The sequence below is a fragment of the Acinetobacter sp. CIP 101934 genome, from assembly GCF_000369585.1.
GTDB classification, from domain to species: domain Bacteria; phylum Pseudomonadota; class Gammaproteobacteria; order Pseudomonadales; family Moraxellaceae; genus Acinetobacter; species Acinetobacter schindleri.
Map to the genome: position 1 here is coordinate 2,345,953 of NZ_KB850094.1, position 19,132 is coordinate 2,365,084.

A 19,132-nucleotide genomic window follows, 5' to 3' on the forward strand; every position below is an offset into this window, starting at 1 on the left:
GAAGCATGGTGTTACTTCATTGATCTTTATAGCTGAAGGTAGATGACAGGCATCTTAATTCAGTTCCTGCTTTTTCTTCTGAAACAGGCTACGGATCATCACATACATAAATGGAATAAAGATCAGTACTAACACAGTTCCAAAGATTACCCCACCCAGAACACTAACCCCGATTTCCTGACGGCTGACCGCCCCGGCACCAAAGGCAAACACCAGTGGTAGAATTCCGGCACCAAAGGCCAACGACGTCATTAAAATTGGACGTAAACGCAAGCTTGCACCTTCCAATGCTGCCGCGACAACGGATTTGCCATGCTGCTCTGCCAAAGCAGCAAATTCTACAATCAGAATGGCGTTCTTACAGGACAGACCAATTGTGGTCAGTAAGGCAATCTGGAAATAGATATCATTCGGAAAGCCTGCGAAATAACTGAAAATAATATTCCCACCAATACCCAGTGGAATTGCTGACATTACCGCAGTTGGAATACTCCAGCTTTCATAGAGTGCAGCCAGACACAGGAAGATAAAGCCAATCGAAATCGCATACAGCCAGATGGCCTGATTGCTGGATTGTTTTTCTTCGAAGGACAATCCACTCCAGGTCACATCAATACCTTTTTGATCGGCCACTAATGCTTCTACATCCCGCATTGCTTCACCAGTACTGGTATCTTTGGTGACATCCGCTTCCATCTGCAAAGCGGTATAACCCATAAAACGATTTACCACTTCCGGGCCACCGCTCCAGTCTACCGTCGCAAAATTACTGAACGGCACCATCTGATTCTGGTCATTGCGCACATGCCACATCGCCAGATCTTCAGGTTTGGAACGGAATTCTGCATCACCCTGCATCATTACCCGTTTAATCCGGCCTCGGTCGATGAAGTCATTGACATAGTTACCCCCCCAGGCAGCAGAAAGTGTACTGTTGATCGCGGATTGGGTCAGGCCATTGGCCATGGCCTGTTTCTGGTCAATATTAACCTTTAATTCAGCCTTCTCCGGATTGGAGCGCTTACCCAGATTTTCAAACGTTGAATATTGTTTGGTTTTTTCTTCCAGTTCTTTAAATTGCTGTTCCAGATATTGACGGCCATTTCCCTCTATATCCCGAATCCAGAATTCCAGTCCATCAGTTTGTCCCAGACCGCTGACTGAAGCTGGCATATTGATATTGACCTGTGCATCCTTAAAACCACGGAAATGTTTTAAGGCACGTTCACGAATAGCTTGCGCAGTATTTTCCTCGCCAGGACGATCATCCCAGTGTTTCAGTGCCACAAAACCGGTTGCCAGATTCTGACCGGTACCCGAGAAGTTACGGCCATAACGCATCATCACCAGATTAATATTGTCTTTTTCCTGTTCAAGGAAATATTCACGAATCTTTTCTCCGGTGGCCACCGTATTTTTTAGCGGCGCACCTTCTTGCAGGCGCACCTGAATGCTAAGCGTTCCCTGATCTTCACTTGGCAGGAAGCTGGTTGGCAAAGCCTTATAGAACAGACCAAATACAGCAACCAAACCGGCAAATAAAATTAAACAGATGGCCTTATGTTGTAGGGTGACATTAGAAAGTTTCAGATAACGCTGCTTAACACTTTCCAATTTATGGTTAAACCATTGCACCCAGCGTGCCGGATTCGGATTTGGTTTGAGAATCAGGGCACACAGGGCTGGTGTCAGAATCAGGGCCACCATCAGTGATAAGGTCATGGCAGCAACCAGCGTAATGGAAAACTGACGATAAATAACCCCGGTGGAACCACCAAAGAACGCCATAGGAATAAATACTGCCGTCAATACCAAAGTAATACCGACCAGAGCCCCACTAATTTCCTGCATGGATTCCAGTGCTGCTTCCTTGGCGGTCAGCTGCTTCTCATGCATCAGACGTTCAACGTTTTCCACCACGACAATAGCATCATCCACCAGCAGGCCGATTGCCAGAACCAGGGCAAATAAAGTCAGGGTATTGATACTGAACCCAAGAGCATACAAGATTGCCATAGTACCGAGTAAAACCACTGGCACAGTGACTGCTGGAATCAGGGTAGCGCGCCAGTTTTGCAGGAAAATAAACATCACCACAATCACCAGGATGATGGCTTCAACCAGTGTTTTAAGGACTTCCTTAATGGATTCCTGAACGAATGGCGTGTTATCTCGTGGATAGGCAATCTTATAGCCTTCCGGCAACTGATTAGACAGACGGGCAATTTCCGCCTTGATTCGTTCTGAGGTCGCGATGGCATTGGCACCGGAAGCCAGCGAGATCGCCAGACCTGCGGATGCATAACCATTATTGGTACTATAGGATTGATAATTTTCTGCACCGAGTTCAACACGTGCTACATCTTTTAAATAGATAAAGCTGCCATCCCGGGCAGACTTTACAATGATATTTTCAAATTCTTCTACAGTTCTGAGTCGCGTGCCCGAAGTTACCTTGGCATTCAGATACTGATCCTCGACCGTAGGCAGATCGCCCACAGCACCAGCTGCGACCTGGGTATTCTGTGATTCAATCGCAGCACGCACATCGCTAGGCATCAGGTTATACTGTTTCAGTTTCAGTGGATTCAGCCAGATTCGCATGGCATATTGCGAGCCAAAAACATCCACCTCACCAATGCCTTCAATCCGGGAAATGTCCTGTTCCAGATGTGTCATCAGGTAGTCCGACAAGGCAATATTGTCACTGCGCCCGGATTCGTCATACAGGCTGATCACCATATGCGTATCGCCCAACGACTTGAACACATTCACACCCTGCCGCTGTACATCTTCAGGCAAGCGGTTTAGCACCCCATTAATCGCATTTTGTACCTGTACCTGAGCCGTGTCTGGATCAGTCCCGTTTTCAAAGCTGATATTGATCCGGCTACGCCCGGAGGAATCGCTGCTGGAACTGAAATACAGCAAGTGATCAATGCCTTTAATCTGCTGTTCCAGTACCTGGGTCACGCTCTCCTCCACCGTTTCCGCAGATGCGCCGGAATAGGTTGCCGATACGGTCACTCGCGGTGGTGCAATATCCGGATAACGTTCCACAGGTAAATTCATCACCGCAAAAAGTCCAATGGCCATGACTACAATGGCCAACACACCTGCAAAAATAGGACGATGAATGAAAAACTTAGACAGCATAAGTCTGAATCACTTTGAATTTAATGAATTATGGAAAGCGTTGCATTATTGAGTCAGCTTAAGGATATTCAGGCAGTGGCCTAGAGAATGCAAGGCTTGATCACAGAAAAATATGTATAAAATTGAATCATGAAGAAAATATGAAGATTTTGCCTTTCATCTAGCTGTTTCAACAATTTATAAGGTTATTCATTTTATTTTAGGCATAAAAAAACCCTGCTTGCGCAGGGTTTTTTTAGAATCGATTCAGAGCTGATTAAGCAGAGAATTGGTTCATTGTGTTTTTCGCATCGTCACCCGCTTTAAGCGCGTTGTCACCAGCGAAGATTTCTTTGTGGTCGTCACCGATGTCAGAACCAGCCATTGCTTGGTGTTTCACACAAGCGATACCGCCGCGGATTTCTTTACGTTGTACGCCAGCAACATAAGCCAACATACCTTCAGAACCGAAGTAACCTTGAGCAAGCTCATGAGTAGAAAGAGCAGCTGTGTGGTAAGTAGGCAGAGTGATCAAGTGGTGGAACACGCCTGCTTCACGAGAAGCGTCTGCTTGGAATGTACGTACTTTTTCGTCAGCTTCAGCAGCCAATTCAGAATCGTCGTACTCAGCGCTCATCAATTTAGCGCGGTCGTATGCAGATACGTCTTTACCTTCAGCAACCCAACGGTCGTACGCTTGTTGACGGAAGTTCAGTGTCCAGTTGAATGATGGAGAGTTGTTGTAAACAAGTTTCGCATTTGGAACAACTTCTTTAACACGGTTAACCATGTGAGCGATTTCAGCTACGTTTGGAGTCGCAGTTTCGATCCAAAGAAGGTCAGCACCGTTTTGAAGGCTAGTTACACAGTCAAGTACAACGCGGTCGATTTGAGTGCCTTCGCGGAACTGGTACAGACCAGAAGCAAGACGTTTTGGACGGTGAAGTTTGCCATCACGTTTGATCAGGATTTCGTCTTCTTGCGCTTCTGAAATGTCAATTTCAGTTGTATCTAAGTAGCTGATGTATTGAGAAGCGATGTCACCTGGCTCTTTAACCACTGGGATTTTTTGAGTCAAGTCAGCGCCTTCAGAGTCAGTACGTGCAACGATGATACCGTCGTCTAGACCCATTTCCAGGAATGCATAGCGAAGCGCGTGGATTTTCGCGATGAAGTCTTCGTGTGGAACAGTTACTTTACCCGCTTGGTGACCACATTGTTTCGCGTCAGACACCTGGTTTTCGATTTGAAGTGCACAAGCACCCGCTTCGATCATTTTCTTCGCTAGTAAGTAAGTTGCTTCTTCGTTACCGAAACCAGCGTCGATGTCCGCAATGATTGGCACAACGTGAGTTTGGAAGTTGTCGATTTGAGAAGTGATTTCAGCAGCTTTAGCAGTGTCACCAGCTTCTTGAGCTTTTTTAAGTGAACGGAACAGATCGTTCAATTCTTTCGCGTCAGCTTGACGTAAGAATGTGTAGATTTCTTCAATCAATGCAGGAACAGAAGTTTTTTCGTGCATAGATTGGTCAGGAAGTGGACCGAACTCTGAACGAAGTGCTGCAACCATCCAGCCAGAAAGGTAGATGTAGCGACGTTCAGTTGTACCGAAGTATTTTTTGTTCGCAATCATTTTTTGTTGTGCGATGAAACCGTGCCAGCAACCCAGAGATTGAGTGTATTTGCTAGAGTCAGCATCATAAGCAGCCATATCACGACGCATAATTGCTGCTGTGTATTTTGCAATGTCTAAACCTGTTTTGAAACGGTTCTGAAGTTGCATACGCGCAGCATCTTCAGGACTGATGTCTGCCCAAGTGTTGCCGAATTTCGCTTTTAATTCGCGGATTGCATCAATCGCTGTTTGATATGTAGTCATGATATATTCCTGTAATAATATTAGGATTTTTCTGCAACGTTGTTCTAAAATCAGACCCTCAAAACTTTGTTTAGATTTTAGTCAGCTCGTTGCGATGTTTAGAGATTAGATGCAATAAAAAAATTAATCCAATATTCTGCAAGAATTATCACTATTTATTTAAAAAATATGTAGATGAAAGTCTAATCATATATTGATCATTTTTATATAAATTATTGTAATTAATAGTTTATTTCTGAATTTTTAAAATAGATTTTTGTCTAAAATTTCAGCTTATTGAATATAAAATATTCATTAGACTTAAGTCTTGACTCGCTTGATGACCTAATTTTTTTGGTCTTTTTTGCCAGTCTTCCTTTATATTTCCGGCAAACTGAATTAATGCAAAACTATATATTTCACATAATTTATATATTATTAATCATTGACTCATTTCTTGTCTTGAAATCATTTTCACTTACCCTGATTTAACTAAAAACAGGTATCCAGTTCGATCCGGTAATTGACCAAATTGACAGAAAAAACCCAGACTTGATTAATAGACTCCTCTTGCTTGAAAATGAATAAAAACTGCTATAAATTCGGTGGCTTTTTTTTCATCAGTCACGTACACAAGCCGCAGTACTTATGGCATAATCACTATAATTTCATGATTTTATTTTCGGTATTTTTTTTATGAATCTGGAGCGGGTCGATCTCAATCTATTAATTTATCTTGATGTACTTCTTCGCGAAAAAAATGTCACACGTGCAGCTGAGCAACTTGGCGTGACCCAGCCTGCCATGAGTAACATTTTGCGTCGTCTGCGCAATTTATTTAATGATCCCCTCCTGATCCGTTCTTCTGAAGGGATGACACCGACTGAACGTGCACTCGAACTGCAGCCACGTATTCGCGATGCCCTATCTGATCTGTCCATGATTCTGGAACCCCGTACCGAGTTCCGCCCTTATACCTCAAATCGTGTATTTCGTATCATGACTTCAGATTATGCTGAAGCGACGCTGGTACCGCGCCTGGTCAAGGCTTTACGCTCTGAAGCACCCAATGTTGTTCTGGACTTCCTGACACCTAGTGATGTGTCTTATCGTGACATGGAACAAGGTAAGGTTGACCTGGCGATTAACCGGTTTAATGAAATTCCGCAAAGTTTCCATCAGGTACTGGTGTGGCGTGACAGCTTTTCTTGTCTGTTAAATAATAAACACCCTGCTGCTGGTAACCTGAACCTGAAAAGCTATTTAGATGCACAGCATATCTGGGTATCTAAAACCGGCATGGGCGTGGGTTTCGGGGTTAATCCTGAAAAGCAGGCCGGACTTGGCTGGATTGATCAGGCGCTGGAACGTATTGGGCAAAAACGTAAGATTTCAGTATTTACCCGTCACTATCAGATGCCGGGACTTTTGGCGTCAAATGTAGATCTGGTAGCAACGCTACCAACGCGTATTGCCCGCCTGCAAGCCAAGAACCATAATTTGCTACTTAAAGATCCCCCTTTCTATATTCCTGAATTTGAACTGAAGATGGCATGGTGTCCATTACTGCATCATCATCCGGCACATCGCTGGTTGCGTCAGCTGATTTTGTATGTAGCGCGCCAGATGATTGAAGAAGAGAATCGTGAATTTATGCAGAATAATTCGCAATTTTCACCTTATTAAAATGAATTTCGCATAAATTATTATTTTTTAAGCTTATACTGTAAGGACTTGAGATCTGTTTTTACACCTCAAGTCCTTTTTTGTGTTAAAAATATTCCAAGATAATATCAATCCACAGGTGGATTACGTGAGCCTCTTTCAAAACATCGTGATTATCTTAATACTCATCGCGGGGGCTGGTTTTTTATCACTGACTGAAATCGCACTCGCAGGTGCCCGTAAGGTCAAACTTAAAATTTTGGCCGAATCAGGCGACGTCCGTGCCCAGAAAGTGCTGGATTTACAGGAAAACTCAGCAGACTTCTTTGCTGCCTCCCAAATTGGCTTAAATGCTGTCGCCATTCTCGGCGGTATTCTGGGTGAAGGGGCTTTCCGTCCTTATATCGCCGAATTTGTCTCGCGTATATATGATGGTCCTTGGACCGAGAACATTAGCTTCGCCTTATCTTTCACTCTGGTGACTTCATTATTCATTCTGTTTGCTGATCTGATGCCAAAACGCCTGGCAATGATTGCACCGGAAAAAATTTCAGTCGCAGTTATCAACCCGATTCAAATTTTTATTAAAATCTGCAAGCCATTGGCCTGGATAATTAATGCCATTGCCAATCTGTTGTTCCGGTTATTCAAAGTCAATACGATCCGGGATGACAATATTACCTTTGCAGATATTTCTGCCGTGATGGATGCCGGTGCTCAGGCTGGCGTACTACAAAAGCAGGAACACCACTTTATTGAAAACGTGTTTGAACTTGAAGAACGTAATGTTCCTTCCAGTATGACCACACGTGAAAATGTGGTGTTCTTTACCCTGACTGAAGCTGAAGACAGTATTCGTCAAAAGCTGGCGCAATATCCTTATTCCAAATTTCTGGTCTGTAATGAAAATATCGACCAGGTAATTGGCTATGTCGATGCCAAAGACATTCTGGTCCGTATTCTCAACAACCAGAAAATCAATCAGCTGAATGAATCTACCATTCGTAATGTGTTGATGATTCCGGACACTCTGACCTTATCCGAACTTCTGGACCGCTTCCGTTCGAGCAAAGAAAAGTTTGCAGTGGTCATTAACGAATATGCACTTGTCGTGGGTGTGATTACCCTGTCTGACATCATGATTACCGTAATGGGTGACTGGGTAACACCAATGGAAGAAGATCAGCAGATCTTTAAACGTGATGCTGATTCATGGCTGATTGAAGGCAGTACGCCAATTGAAGACATGAAACATGCCTTAGGCATTGATGAAATGCCAGATGAAGAAAATTATGAAACGCTGGCTGGTTTTATGATGTACAAGCTGCGCAAGATTCCACGTCCGGCTGATATCGTGATTCATGCGGGTTATAAATTTGAAGTTGTCGATGTCGATCATTTCAAAATTGACCAGTTACTGGTGACTCGCTTACTGGAACCCAATAAAAATAATATTGAGGAAGAATCAGGCTAATCTGATTCTTCTCTTTTAAAATCAATAATAAAAAGGAACTTGGATGAATCTGTCTGCCTTGTTGGCCTGTCTCAGTTTTTATTCCGGAATTTATCTGCTGTATTTCTTTTTTATGCAGGAAAAGAATCCGATTTTAATACTGGCAGGAATTGGCCTGCTGGTTTTTACTGTAATTTTAATTCCTTATCCGCATGAACGCAGACGACGTGGCTTTGATTCCACCCTGACGTGGGGTGAATATTTTTACTGGCCACTTATTAGCTGGTGGAGAGTGTTTATTCTACCGGTCAGCTGGCTGATTGCCCTGATCTATAGAGATTAAAAAAGCACCCTAAGGTGCTTTTTCATTTGAATCAGTATTTGCTGATCAATGCATCTAATACTGCCTGGTAGTGAATACGAATATCATCTTCCAGAATTTTATAGGCATTATCGAACTGCACCATTGGCCAGCCTTCTTTCCAGAATGGGAAAATATTATGCAGGTCATGCGTCACGATTGCATCTTCACGCACAATAGCCTGCGCGATCTGTGCCAATACAAATGCAGTTTCCGCACCATCAATCGCCAGGTAATCAATACCACGCGCCTTTAAAATACGGATACGGTCTTTCTTGTAACGAATCTTTTTGATCTGAGCTTCATTCAAATGAAGCGCGATAGACACTGCTTCAACAAATTTTTCTTCAAATGACTGATGCAATCTAACCAGCGCCTGTTTATGCGCTTCCTGACGACCCGCTTTACCACCCTGACGAATAGCTTCTTTCGCTTCGGTATCTAATTCATCGTTTTTCATTGCCTGTAACAGGTCCAGAATTTCGATGTCGCTTAAAGTCTCAGGAGATTGATCAGTCATGAACTGCCCTTACAAATAATATTTACAATAGGCTATTTTCGCATAATTCCCGGACAAAAAGACAAAATCCTGTTGCAAGTGAGATGATTTAATTGCGCATTGCAATTTTTCGGAAAAATTCAGCAATTTACTTTATAGTAATCTTACTCATCCATCTCCTGCCCGACTTCATACATGCAAAACCAACAAGTCAATGTGCTGCTTCAGCAACTTCAGCGGCTCTATCCAGCGGCTTTTAAGCACAATTACCTGTTTTATAGCCAGATCAAGACCAGAGGTGTACTGGATGACCGTCGTGAATTTATTCCCTGGCTATTGGCGAGCATGATTTTTGTGCCAATCAGTTTCGTACTGAAAGATATTTTCCTGAGTAATTTTACTGAGCTGAGTAACTTTCAGGCACAAGCCTATGCCATTCTGGCAATTCTTTTATTCTTGATGGTGATTGTTCCTTTGGTCATTAAACAGATTCGACATTCTTCGCATTCACTTTATCAACTATTACGACATAGTCCTGTCAAGCTTGCTGTAATCGTCATTCTGTCTGCCCTGAATATTCAATTTTTACAAAGTCAGTTTGTGATGTGGGCGCTCCTGTTCTTTGGTGTCAGTTTTGGCTTTGTGCGTTTTTATAAGGAAAATCTGTTTCGTCAAAACAGTCAGGACAGTGAATATTATCAGCTGCATCAACTGCGTCGTGTGTGTTTCTGGGCATACAAACAAAGCCTGAGAACCCGATTAAAACTCTATATGACTTCGGCTCAAAGTCCTGAATATGAAGTACTCAAGCGTCAGCTAAACCGCTATGCCGACCTATATAGCCAGTTATTCAAATCTGAACACCAGTACTGTAAAAGCATTAAACATATTGATGTGGACAGTTATCTGGATGAAATGCTGTAAATCGATTAATTTATTGAAATTTAAAGCTTTGAATAACATCAGCTTTGCTTTCTTTTAAATTTTAATGGCTAAATTGCCTGAAAATAAAACAAATAATAAGAAATCATCTTGCCAAGTTCTCGCTGCTCATCTATGATGGCGCGCATGCCCGAGTGGTGAAATCGGTAGACACAGGGGATTTAAAATCCCCCGCCCACAAAGCGTGCCAGTTCGAGTCTGGCCTCGGGCACCATTTTGATTCAGTTTAAAATGGTGCAAATGCAGAAACCCAGCAATGAGCTGGTTTTTTTGTGCCTGAAATTTATAAATAGAGTGTGCCTCCTCATGTCCGCACCCCGCTCTTTCGATCTAGCCAGATTACAGTTACGCCATCCTGATGCATTCTTTTGCAGACTTAGCTATAGCCGCTATAAATATTTGAATCAAACCATTGATCCGTATTTATATTTGCGTATCGGGATTTTGATGCTGATTACAGCATTTTGTGGTCTGTGCTTTTCCCTGCCTTTTTATCCAGACTTTATGGATTCAAAGAATCAGGCCATTAGTGCAGGTACGATCGTACTTATTAGTATGCTCTATCCTTATATCTGGCGTGCCCAGTTTCAGGCCAAGTACAGTTCTGTACGCTACGCAAAGCGCCTGCAATCCTGTTTATATATTCAAACCCTGATTGTTGTTCTGTCACTGATCAATTACCAGTATTTTCATTCAGCGTTCATTGCTTTACCTTGCCTGGGTCTACTTGCCTTCAGCAGTTTTGTAGCGGTGTTAATTGAGCCCGGCTTTAGAAGTTCTACCCGCAGCACCCTGCTGGTACGTTTGCAGCACATCCGTCAATTGGCTTACTGGTCTTATCAACAGTCGCAAAGCAAAGAGCCGGAACCTGTGCCACTGCAAAAGGATTTAAAAAAATATTATCTGGAATTACATCAACGCTGCATGCAGGAAGAACAGAAACTGCTGGATGAAATTCATTATAAAAATTTTAAAGAAGCATTTTTAGATCATTAAAAAAAACCCTGTGAAAACAGGGCTTTTTTTTACCATTCGCGGGTAGCGACCAGTTCTTCCATTTCAACTTCGAAGTATCCCTGTTCCTGCACCACCATCATCATGGCTTCAGCAATATAATCTGCTGCGGTATCATCTAAAGAGGAATCCAGGTCTTCGAACTGCGGCTTCATTTCATTGATTTCTGCCACAGTCGCATTGGCAAACTGATAAATCTCATATTTAGATAAACCAGATTTTGTCACCTTTTTGGCAAAACGTTCGATGTGCTGCTTTACTTCAGCAACCAGAATATCGGGATAATATTCATCATCGAACATTGGGAGAAGTAAATCTGCAAACATTACAGGCACTCTAAAACTATAACTAAAAATTAAGCGTGCCCTATATACCATATTGCCGCTTAAAAGCCAAACAGCACGCCGCCTAACATGCAATCTAGCCAATAATTAAACCGCGGCTTGCATTGCCTTCCAGACCTTAATCGCATCTGCTGTCGCTTTAACATCATGTACACGTACCATGCAGGCACCTTGTTGAATACTTAGCAAGTGTGCTGCTACTGACCCCACTGCGCGTTCTACGGCTTCTGCTCCATCCAGCACCTGTCCAATAAAGCGTTTACGTGACAACGCCGACAATATTGGATAACCAAGTTGAGTTAGTTTGTACAATTCATTCAGTAGTTTCAGGTTCTGTTCAGCATTTTTGGCAAATCCAAAACCGGGATCAATCATAATGTGTTCAGCTTTCACCCCGGCATCTAAAGCATCCTGCACGCGCTGTTTTAATTCCGCAATGACATCAAGCGTGACATCTTGATACTGATCCAGATTATTCATCGTAGTAGGTTCACCACGCATATGCATAATAATGACCGGAATATCCAACTCAGCAGCAGTTACCAAGGCATTCGGTCGTGTCAGTGCACGAACATCATTCCAGATATGTGCTCCAGCTTTCACTGCAGCCTTAATCACTTCTGGCTGGGAAGTATCAATTGAAATCACGACATTGTGCTTGGCCAGTTCTTCAACCACAGGCACTACACGGCGAATTTCTTCTTTTACTTCAACCGCCGATGCACCCGGACGGGTCGACTCGCCACCCACATCAATAACTGTTGCACCTTCTGCCATCATTTCTAATGCACGCGCTACTGCAGCATCTTGAGAATTATGTTTGCCCCCATCACTAAATGAATCCGGTGTAACATTCAGAATTCCCATCACATGCGGCTGGGACAGATCCAGTGTTAAGTGTTCAAATGTCCATACGCGTGGTAATAACGGCATCAGCTGCATGTTTTCATCCTAAATCCAATAACTGGCGTATTGTCGTATGGATAGCGATATAAAGCAAAGCTGAAACAAGCCAGAATTAAATTTCAAACTGCGGTTTATTTGAGTATTGCATAAGCTTAGATTGTAACTGTGATTTTACCTCTACCCATTCACTTCTTAAAATACTATAGATATAGCTATCCCGCACTGTCTGACCATCTTTACGCAACATATGACATCGAATGATGCCATCCCGTTTAGCTCCTAGAGCTTCAATTGCTTTTTGACTTTTTAGATTCAGATGATCCGTACGAAAGCCTACTACCCGAGCATTAAGCTCTTCAAAGGCATGACTTAAAAGAAGATATTTACAGACCCGATTCACATAGGTACGCTGATAACGCTGTGCATACCAGGTATAACCAATATCCACACGTGGAATTTCAGGCTTGATATCATGATAACTGGTGGTTCCAATCGCTCGACCCGATGTTAAATCAATCACAGCAAAAGCCATCCTTGTACCCTGAGCTTGTTGAACCAAAGCTTGCTGTACATATTGTTTTAATTCGCTTAAGTAAGGTACAGAATTATAAAGCACTTCGCCCAAATCTCCTTCAGCACAAGCTCCTTCTAAATCTGTAAAATGCTTCCAAGTCAGCGCTTCTAAACGTAACTGATAAATACGGGATTCCAAAACAGGTATTGTCATTTTTATTTTTGCTCATTAGTTTTTTATAGCTGAATATAGCATCACGCCAAAACAATCCAAATCATTGCCATAAAAAAACCACCCGAAGGTGGTTATTTTATTTTCTGCTTAATTAGCTGGTAATGGTGGAGGAGTCAACGGCCCATCCTTCGGTGTTACATCAATTACAGGATTATCTGAAACATAGACCTTAGGTGGCTTAGGCTCACGACCTTCCATAATGTCTCGGATTTGCTCGCGATCAATTGTTTCCCATTCCATTAACGCTTTCACCATGGCATGCGCGATATCTTTGTTATTTTCCAGAATATCACGAGCCACTTTATATTGCTCATCGATGATACGGCGTACTTCAGCATCAACCTGCTGTTGAGTCGCTTCAGAAATCGTACGACTGCCAATGCTGCCCATAAATGACTGTTGCGAGTCATCTTCATAGACCATTACGCCTAACTTGTCAGACATACCATATTTGGTCACCATCGCACGCGCAACTTTGGTTGCACGTTCAAAGTCATTTGAGGCACCAGTCGACATCTGGTTAATAAAGACTTCTTCTGCAATACGACCACCGAACAAGATCGAAATATCATTCAGCATTTTATCTTTGTAATGGCTGGTCTGGTCAAATTCAGGCAACTGCCAGGTTACACCTAATGCCCAACCACGCGGCATGATCGTTACTTTATGCACAGGGTCAGTACCTGGCAGCATTTCCGCAACAATTGCGTGCCCTGCTTCATGGTAAGCCGTAGCACGACGCTCTTCTTCACGAAGTACCATCGATTTACGTTCAGGCCCCATATACAGCTTGTCTTTAGCATCTTCAAAGTCATGCATGTCGACAGTATTCTTGTTGCGACGTGCCGCGAATAATGCTGCTTCGTTTACAAGGTTTGCCAACTGCGCACCAGAGAAACCAGGAGTACCACGAGCCAGGACTTTCACATCCACACCCGTTGTAGACGGCAGTTTCTTCAAGTGAACATTCAGGATTTGCTCACGGCCTTTAATGTCTGGCAAGCCAACCATCACTTGACGGTCAAAACGACCGGGACGAAGTAAGGCTTTATCCAGTACATCGGCACGGTTAGTTGCCGCGATGACGATAATCCCTTCATTGCCTTCGAAACCGTCCATTTCAACCAGCATCTGGTTGAGGGTCTGTTCACGTTCATCGTGACCACCACCTGTACCTGAACCACGATGACGACCAACAGCATCAATCTCATCGATGAAGATGATACATGGCGCATGGCGTTTCGCCTGTTCGAACATATCACGTACACGAGATGCACCGACACCCACGAACATTTCTACGAAGTCAGAACCGGAAATACTGAAAAATGGAACTTTCGCTTCACCTGCAATCGCTTTTGCAAGCAAGGTTTTACCCGTACCCGGAGGACCCACCATCAGGACGCCCTTAGGAATAGTGGCACCCAGACGTTTGAATTTCGCAGGATCTTTCAGGAAGTCAACGATTTCCACGACCTCCTGTTTTGCTTCATCACAACCTGCAACATCAGTAAAGGTGACTTTAATCTGGTCTTCAGACAGCATTTTTGCCTTTGACTTACCGAAGCTCATCGGGCCGTTCTTGCCGCCTGCACCGCCACCCATGTTGCGCATAAAGAACATGAATAACAAAATGATTAAGAGCACAGGGAAACTTGCAATCAGCAACTGCATCAACAAGCCTTGGCGTTGTGGTGCAGTACCTTCAACAACCACATTGTTCTTGATGAGATTTGGCATCAGTTCAGGATCCTGAACTGCCGGACGAATACTTTCAAATTCGGAACCGTTTGATTTCTCACCACGAATTCTTTCGCCATCTATTGTCACTTGCTTAATCTGGCCGTCATTCACCGCTGCAACAAACTCTGAATAGTTCATTGTTGTCGGCTGATTGCGATCACTGACGTTGCTGAAGATGAGCACCAGCACACCCAGTATCACGAGCCACAATACGGCATTCTTAAAAAGATCGCTCAAAGCTTTATTCCCATTTCCAATCTAATTTGATCATGCCCTCGCGGGTGACCTGAATTTCCAAGTTTGTTCAACTTGCAATTATTAAAAACGTACAAAATGCACAATTTTTAGCGTGTTGGCAAGTAGACTTTATTTAGAAGCCTTCTTGCGCCCCTGCCCCACCAGAAAGACTTCTTTCGAGCGAGCACGCGATGCAGCAGGTTTTACCGTTTTCAGAACATTAAAACTATTAACAACTTCCTTACGGAATTCATCAAAGCCAGTGCCCTGGAAGACTTTAACAATAAACTGACCTTTAGGACCTAAAACCTTGTTGGCAAAGTCCAGGGCCAGTTCACAGAGATAGATCTGACGCGGTTGATCTACAGCCTTATTACCTGATGTATTGGGGGCCATATCGGAAATTACAACGTCTACCGTACGTCCATCTAAAATATTTAACAATTTATCGAACACTTCCTGCTCACGAAAGTCACCTTGCAGGAAGGTCACATCTGGCAGTGCATCCATTTCCAGGATATCCGATGCGATCACCAGACCTTTAGAACCGACCAGTTTACCAGCAATTTGCGACCAGCTTCCTGGCGCTGCGCCCAGATCGACAACCGTCATACCTGGTTTGATAATGCCGTATTTTTCTTGAATCTCAAGAAGTTTATACGCTGCACGTGCCCGATAACCTTCTTTTTGCGCTTTCTTCACATAAAAGTCATCGAGATGCTCTCTCATCCACGCACGACTACTTTTGGATAACTTCTGGTTGGTAATGCGTGTTGCCATAACTCTCTAAATAAAAAAAACTTCCAATTATTAATTGTACGTGAAAAACACATGATTTGCAGTATTGATCTGTATCTAAATCTAAGACAGTTGGTTGGATTTTTTATGTGATGGCACCGATTATTTCCTGAGAATATAAAGCGTTTGTTTTTTGCTTTTGCTATACTAAGCCGTTTTAAAAATCAGGTTATCTCTCATGGCGTCTTTATCTATTCAGGAACGTAAACGTTTACGTCAAATCGGACATGCATTAAACCCGGTGGTAATGCTTGGTGACAAAGGCCTGACTGAAAATGTGATCGAAGAACTTGAGCGTGCGCTTAACGACCACGAACTGATTAAAGTGAAAGTTGTGGCTGAAGATCGTGAAGCACGTGCTGTTCTCATTACTGAGATTGTTGAAGCAACAGGTGCTGAAATCGTACAAACCATTGGTAAAATCGCGTTGCTTTACAAAAAAGCGCCGAAACAGAACCAAAAACTGTCTAACCTTGTTCGCTTTGCGCACTTGTCTAACTAAGTTCAGGATCTATGGCTAGTTACGAACTGAATGCATTCGATCGTCGTTTTCAGGCGATCTCGCTGGTCGGCGCGATTGAACAGCAAGGCCCATCTACGTTAAATGTGGGTTTTTGGCTACGCGATCCGAACCAGTATGTGCTTTGGCCAGAACTGGTCGCAGCACATCCCCGTCAGGACTTCCTCTGGGAACAGACGTGTTTTGAAATTTTTATTGGGGTAAAGGACGAAGATTTTTATCGCGAAATCAATCTCTCTCCTTCTCAGGCCTGGCAAGCCTATCAGTTTGAAGAATACCGTTATCCAGAAGAAATGCCGCCACAAGCGGCTTATGATATCGACCTGAACCAGCTCAAGCGTACCCATTATGGACTCAATGTCAGCCTGGATCTAACCGATTTCATGACCCTGAACAAGCTAAAATGGACTGATCTATTCCTGGGCTTGTCTGCTGTATTGAAAACCTCACAAGGCGATCAATACTATGCCATGCAGCACAGCAGTCCACAGGCAGACTTTCATAACAAGCGTGACTGGTTACATGTGTTCTAGGATGTAAATACTCTCCTGTAGTACACAAATGATAAAAATATAAAAACGTGAGGCTCATCGGTCTCACGTTTTTTATTTTGCCTGAAGTTCAGGGTAAGTGGATTAGTGATGTAGTCTTGCATTTCTCTGTACTGCTGTCACAGCAGCGTAAAAAATCAGAATCATAGTAACCGCAATAATGGAAACTGCGGCCTGTAAAACACTGAAATAGCTAAAACTCAGTATTACCATGGCAAGATAGGCTAGACGGCTTTTCCAGGTTTCAAGATTTAAAACCATGATCAAGGCAAGTAGCAATATTGCCGCTATAAGATGATGTTGCATCATGACCCCCTATTGTTGTTTTATGAGTCAGTGTTGCGTCTAATACGAAAGGAGAACATAGATGCTCCCCTTCGGCTGATTTTTTGTTTTGTTGCTTGTTTAACTTTTTAGATCAGTTTCTTTTTCTTCGGTTTCTCCTTTTACAACGACGGGTTTAACTTTTTTCAAAACTTCAATCGTACTGTCTCTAGAGCGTTTTAGGGTATCTGCCAGATGATCCTTATGCTTGGTCGAAATCTGGGTGACATCTTCTTTTAATTCTTTACCGAGTTTCGATAGATCATCAATGACCGCATTACATTCGGTTTTGATAAAGCTGGTCAGTTCATTCAACTCTTTTTGTGAGCCAAACAACTGCTCTTTCAGGGTATCGATGCGCTGTAGTAAATCCTGTTTAAACTGGGTCAGCTGATCAGTCACAGTATTGCTCAGTTTTTTTACTTCAGCTTCAATATTTTCTTTGCTTTCGCCAAGCGTTTCCACTGCCTGCTCTTTCGCCTCTATTGCTGCTTTTTCAAGCTGCTCGGCAGTTTCAGTGACAACGACATTCAGATTTTTTTTAGATGTTGTAGTTTTAGTTGTGGTAGCCATGTCTTTTGCCTTTAGTTATGTTTTGACGCTTTCATATTAGTAAATTCGATAAAATTTAAGACTTGATTTGTCTGACAATTATTAAATGGTTACATTTTTTAACATTGATCACGAAACAGACTTTCAAGCAAAAAGCAAGCCATTTATCTCATACTTTTGCAGCAAAGCTATTGGACTTAGCAGGTGTTACTGCGTATAATGCCGTGTTAAGTTCAAGCGAGCAGACATAGGAGGGTAGGTTTAAAAATTAACCTTCCTTTTTTTTCGTCTACTCGCTTTTTTACAGCCTAAATTTCAGGAGCTTTGGTTTGAGCACCCCAGCAATTTTAGCCCTTGCCGACGGAACTATCTTTAAAGGTACTTCGATTGGCGCATCGGGTTGTACGACTGGTGAAGTCGTTTTCAACACTGCCATGACTGGCTATCAAGAAATTTTGACTGATCCAAGTTATGCACAGCAGCTTGTAACTTTAACTTACCCACATATCGGTAATACGGGTTGCAACGAAGAAGACGCAGAATCAGGTCGTATTCATAAAGTATGGGCAAACGGTTTAATTATCCGTGACCTTCCTTTATTACACAGTAACTTCCGTGCTGAACAATCACTAGGTGAATATCTAGAACAGCACAATGTAGTGGCTATTGCTGACATCGACACGCGACGATTAACTCGAATTTTGCGTGATAAAGGTGCACAAAACGGTTGTATCCTTGCAGGCGAAAACATCACTGAAGAAGAAGCACTTGAAAAAGCACGCGCATTCGGTGGTCTGAATGGTTTAGACCTTGCAAAAGAATGCTGTGATCCTGAAGGTTTTGAATGGACTGAAGGTTCATGGACTTTAGGTAAAGGCTTCGCTCAACCAGAATTTAAATTCCATGTTGTTGCATACGATTACGGTGTCAAAACCAACATCTTACGTATGCTTGCAGATCGCGGTTGTAAATTGACCGTTGTGCCTGCGCAAACTCCTGCTGCTGACGTACTTGCACTGAATCCAGATGGCGTGTTCCTGTCGAACGGCCCTGGCGATCCAGCTGCATGTGACTACGCAATTGAAGCTGTAAAAACAATTGTAGAAGATGCCCGCAATATTCCTGTATTCGGGATTTGCCTGGGTCATCAGATTCTTGCGCTTGCAAGCGGTGCCAAGACTGTGAAAATGCCTCACGGCCATCACGGTGCCAACCATCCTGTACAAAACATTGAAACTGGTACAGTGATGATTACTTCTCAAAACCACGGCTTCGCAGTGGATGAAAGCACCTTGCCTGCGGTATTGCGTGTGACTCATCGCTCACTGTTTGATGGTACTAACCAAGGTATCCATCGCACAGACAAACCTGCGTTCAGCTTCCAGGGTCACCCTGAAGCAAGCCCTGGTCCACATGACTGCGCACCATTGTTCGATCATTTCATCGAACTTATCGAAGCATCTAAGAAGTAATTAAGGAAGCATC

At 43.1% G+C, this 19,132-nt stretch carries 18 protein-coding genes and 1 tRNA gene; 9 read left to right on the top strand and 10 right to left on the bottom strand.

Features of this window, described 5'->3' with window-relative positions:
* Positions 1-54: 54 nt before the first annotated feature.
* A complete protein-coding gene (locus tag F899_RS11490; protein WP_005222868.1) occupies positions 55-3,156 on the bottom strand; it encodes a multidrug efflux RND transporter permease subunit in 3,102 nt (1,033 codons plus the stop codon).
* Positions 3,157-3,412: 256 nt separating this feature from the next.
* Entirely contained in the window at positions 3,413-5,014 is a 1,602-nt protein-coding gene (locus F899_RS11495) for an isocitrate lyase (protein ID WP_005222870.1), read from the bottom strand.
* Positions 5,015-5,689: 675 nt separating this feature from the next.
* On the opposite strand from F899_RS11495, the gene F899_RS11500 reads away from it, so the two are divergent.
* From F899_RS11500 to F899_RS11510, 3 genes are all read left to right on the top strand, one after another.
* Positions 5,690-6,679: a LysR family transcriptional regulator gene (locus F899_RS11500; protein ID WP_004814962.1), complete on the top strand. Its 990-nt coding sequence runs from the start codon at positions 5,690-5,692 to the stop codon at positions 6,677-6,679.
* A gap of 127 nt (positions 6,680-6,806) precedes the next feature.
* A complete protein-coding gene (locus tag F899_RS11505; RefSeq protein ID WP_004892036.1) occupies positions 6,807-8,132 on the top strand; it encodes a polyamine export protein PaeA in 1,326 nt (441 codons plus the stop codon).
* Positions 8,133-8,175: 43 nt separating this feature from the next.
* Positions 8,176-8,454, top strand: a complete 279-nt coding sequence (locus F899_RS11510) for a hypothetical protein (protein ID WP_005222873.1) — start codon at positions 8,176-8,178, stop codon at positions 8,452-8,454.
* Between the two features lie 31 nt (positions 8,455-8,485).
* Here F899_RS11510 and F899_RS11515 read toward each other — a convergent pair whose 3' ends face one another.
* Positions 8,486-8,992, bottom strand: coding sequence for a hypothetical protein (locus F899_RS11515; protein WP_005222876.1), 507 nt, complete (start codon positions 8,990-8,992; stop codon positions 8,486-8,488).
* A gap of 174 nt (positions 8,993-9,166) precedes the next feature.
* Here F899_RS11515 and F899_RS11520 point away from each other — a divergent pair, with 174 nt between their 5' ends.
* From F899_RS11520 to F899_RS11530, 3 genes are all read left to right on the top strand, one after another.
* Complete coding sequence (locus F899_RS11520) at positions 9,167-9,895, top strand: hypothetical protein (protein WP_004814955.1); 729 nt, start codon at positions 9,167-9,169, stop codon at positions 9,893-9,895.
* Positions 9,896-10,041: 146 nt separating this feature from the next.
* Positions 10,042-10,127 (top strand) — tRNA-Leu (locus F899_RS11525).
* Positions 10,128-10,219: 92 nt separating this feature from the next.
* Entirely contained in the window at positions 10,220-10,909 is a 690-nt protein-coding gene (locus tag F899_RS11530; RefSeq protein WP_005222879.1) for a hypothetical protein, read from the top strand.
* 29 nt (positions 10,910-10,938) lie between these two features.
* Here F899_RS11530 and F899_RS11535 read toward each other — a convergent pair whose 3' ends face one another.
* The 5 genes from F899_RS11535 to rlmE form a co-directional block, all read right to left on the bottom strand.
* Positions 10,939-11,253 (bottom strand): DUF5713 family protein, encoded by a 315-nt coding sequence (locus F899_RS11535; protein ID WP_004814952.1) that lies wholly within the window; start codon positions 11,251-11,253, stop codon positions 10,939-10,941.
* A gap of 105 nt (positions 11,254-11,358) precedes the next feature.
* Positions 11,359-12,213, bottom strand: coding sequence for a dihydropteroate synthase (gene folP / locus F899_RS11540; RefSeq protein ID WP_005222881.1), 855 nt, complete (start codon positions 12,211-12,213; stop codon positions 11,359-11,361).
* Positions 12,214-12,289: 76 nt separating this feature from the next.
* A complete protein-coding gene (locus F899_RS11545; RefSeq protein WP_005222883.1) occupies positions 12,290-12,904 on the bottom strand; it encodes a GNAT family N-acetyltransferase in 615 nt (204 codons plus the stop codon).
* Between the two features lie 108 nt (positions 12,905-13,012).
* Positions 13,013-14,902, bottom strand: coding sequence for an ATP-dependent zinc metalloprotease FtsH (gene ftsH / locus F899_RS11550; protein WP_004814946.1), 1,890 nt, complete (start codon positions 14,900-14,902; stop codon positions 13,013-13,015).
* 129 nt (positions 14,903-15,031) lie between these two features.
* The gene (rlmE, locus tag F899_RS11555; protein ID WP_005222886.1) at positions 15,032-15,682 is read right to left on the bottom strand and encodes a 23S rRNA (uridine(2552)-2'-O)-methyltransferase RlmE; all 651 of its coding nucleotides are present in this window, start codon (positions 15,680-15,682) and stop codon (positions 15,032-15,034) included.
* A gap of 196 nt (positions 15,683-15,878) precedes the next feature.
* On the opposite strand from rlmE, the gene yhbY reads away from it, so the two are divergent.
* Positions 15,879-16,202 carry a ribosome assembly RNA-binding protein YhbY gene (gene yhbY, locus F899_RS11560; protein ID WP_004814942.1) on the top strand — a complete coding sequence of 108 codons (324 nt, stop codon included), beginning with the start codon at positions 15,879-15,881 and terminating at the stop codon, positions 16,200-16,202.
* Between the two features lie 11 nt (positions 16,203-16,213).
* Entirely contained in the window at positions 16,214-16,753 is a 540-nt protein-coding gene (locus F899_RS11565) for a DOMON-like domain-containing protein (protein WP_005222888.1), read from the top strand.
* Positions 16,754-16,855: 102 nt separating this feature from the next.
* Here the strand turns inward: F899_RS11565 and F899_RS11570 are convergent, their stop codons facing one another.
* A complete protein-coding gene (locus F899_RS11570; protein ID WP_051061899.1) occupies positions 16,856-17,077 on the bottom strand; it encodes a hypothetical protein in 222 nt (73 codons plus the stop codon).
* 99 nt (positions 17,078-17,176) lie between these two features.
* Entirely contained in the window at positions 17,177-17,668 is a 492-nt protein-coding gene (locus tag F899_RS11575) for a hypothetical protein (protein WP_005222891.1), read from the bottom strand.
* A gap of 308 nt (positions 17,669-17,976) precedes the next feature.
* Between F899_RS11575 and carA the strand changes: the two genes are divergently transcribed.
* A complete protein-coding gene (carA, locus tag F899_RS11580; RefSeq protein ID WP_004814933.1) occupies positions 17,977-19,119 on the top strand; it encodes a glutamine-hydrolyzing carbamoyl-phosphate synthase small subunit in 1,143 nt (380 codons plus the stop codon).
* The last annotated feature ends 13 nt before the right edge of the window (positions 19,120-19,132 follow it).

What these genes read in the sequence shown, in the direction of transcription:
- F899_RS11565 (WP_005222888.1), top strand. Translation starts at nt 16,214, where the DNA reads ATGGCTAGTTACGAACTGAATGCATTCGATCGTCGTTTTCAGGCGATC.
- F899_RS11510 (WP_005222873.1), top strand. Translation starts at nt 8,176, where the DNA reads ATGAATCTGTCTGCCTTGTTGGCCTGTCTCAGTTTTTATTCCGGAATT.
- F899_RS11500 (WP_004814962.1), top strand. Translation starts at nt 5,690, where the DNA reads ATGAATCTGGAGCGGGTCGATCTCAATCTATTAATTTATCTTGATGTA.
- F899_RS11575 (WP_005222891.1), bottom strand. Translation starts at nt 17,668, where the DNA reads ATGGCTACCACAACTAAAACTACAACATCTAAAAAAAATCTGAATGTC.
- rlmE (WP_005222886.1), bottom strand. Translation starts at nt 15,682, where the DNA reads ATGGCAACACGCATTACCAACCAGAAGTTATCCAAAAGTAGTCGTGCG.
- F899_RS11530 (WP_005222879.1), top strand. Translation starts at nt 10,220, where the DNA reads ATGTCCGCACCCCGCTCTTTCGATCTAGCCAGATTACAGTTACGCCAT.
- F899_RS11545 (WP_005222883.1), bottom strand. Translation starts at nt 12,904, where the DNA reads ATGACAATACCTGTTTTGGAATCCCGTATTTATCAGTTACGTTTAGAA.
- folP (WP_005222881.1), bottom strand. Translation starts at nt 12,213, where the DNA reads ATGCAGCTGATGCCGTTATTACCACGCGTATGGACATTTGAACACTTA.
- F899_RS11490 (WP_005222868.1), bottom strand. Translation starts at nt 3,156, where the DNA reads ATGCTGTCTAAGTTTTTCATTCATCGTCCTATTTTTGCAGGTGTGTTG.
- F899_RS11520 (WP_004814955.1), top strand. Translation starts at nt 9,167, where the DNA reads ATGCAAAACCAACAAGTCAATGTGCTGCTTCAGCAACTTCAGCGGCTC.
- F899_RS11570 (WP_051061899.1), bottom strand. Translation starts at nt 17,077, where the DNA reads ATGCAACATCATCTTATAGCGGCAATATTGCTACTTGCCTTGATCATG.
- F899_RS11535 (WP_004814952.1), bottom strand. Translation starts at nt 11,253, where the DNA reads ATGTTTGCAGATTTACTTCTCCCAATGTTCGATGATGAATATTATCCC.
- yhbY (WP_004814942.1), top strand. Translation starts at nt 15,879, where the DNA reads ATGGCGTCTTTATCTATTCAGGAACGTAAACGTTTACGTCAAATCGGA.
- F899_RS11495 (WP_005222870.1), bottom strand. Translation starts at nt 5,014, where the DNA reads ATGACTACATATCAAACAGCGATTGATGCAATCCGCGAATTAAAAGCG.
- F899_RS11515 (WP_005222876.1), bottom strand. Translation starts at nt 8,992, where the DNA reads ATGACTGATCAATCTCCTGAGACTTTAAGCGACATCGAAATTCTGGAC.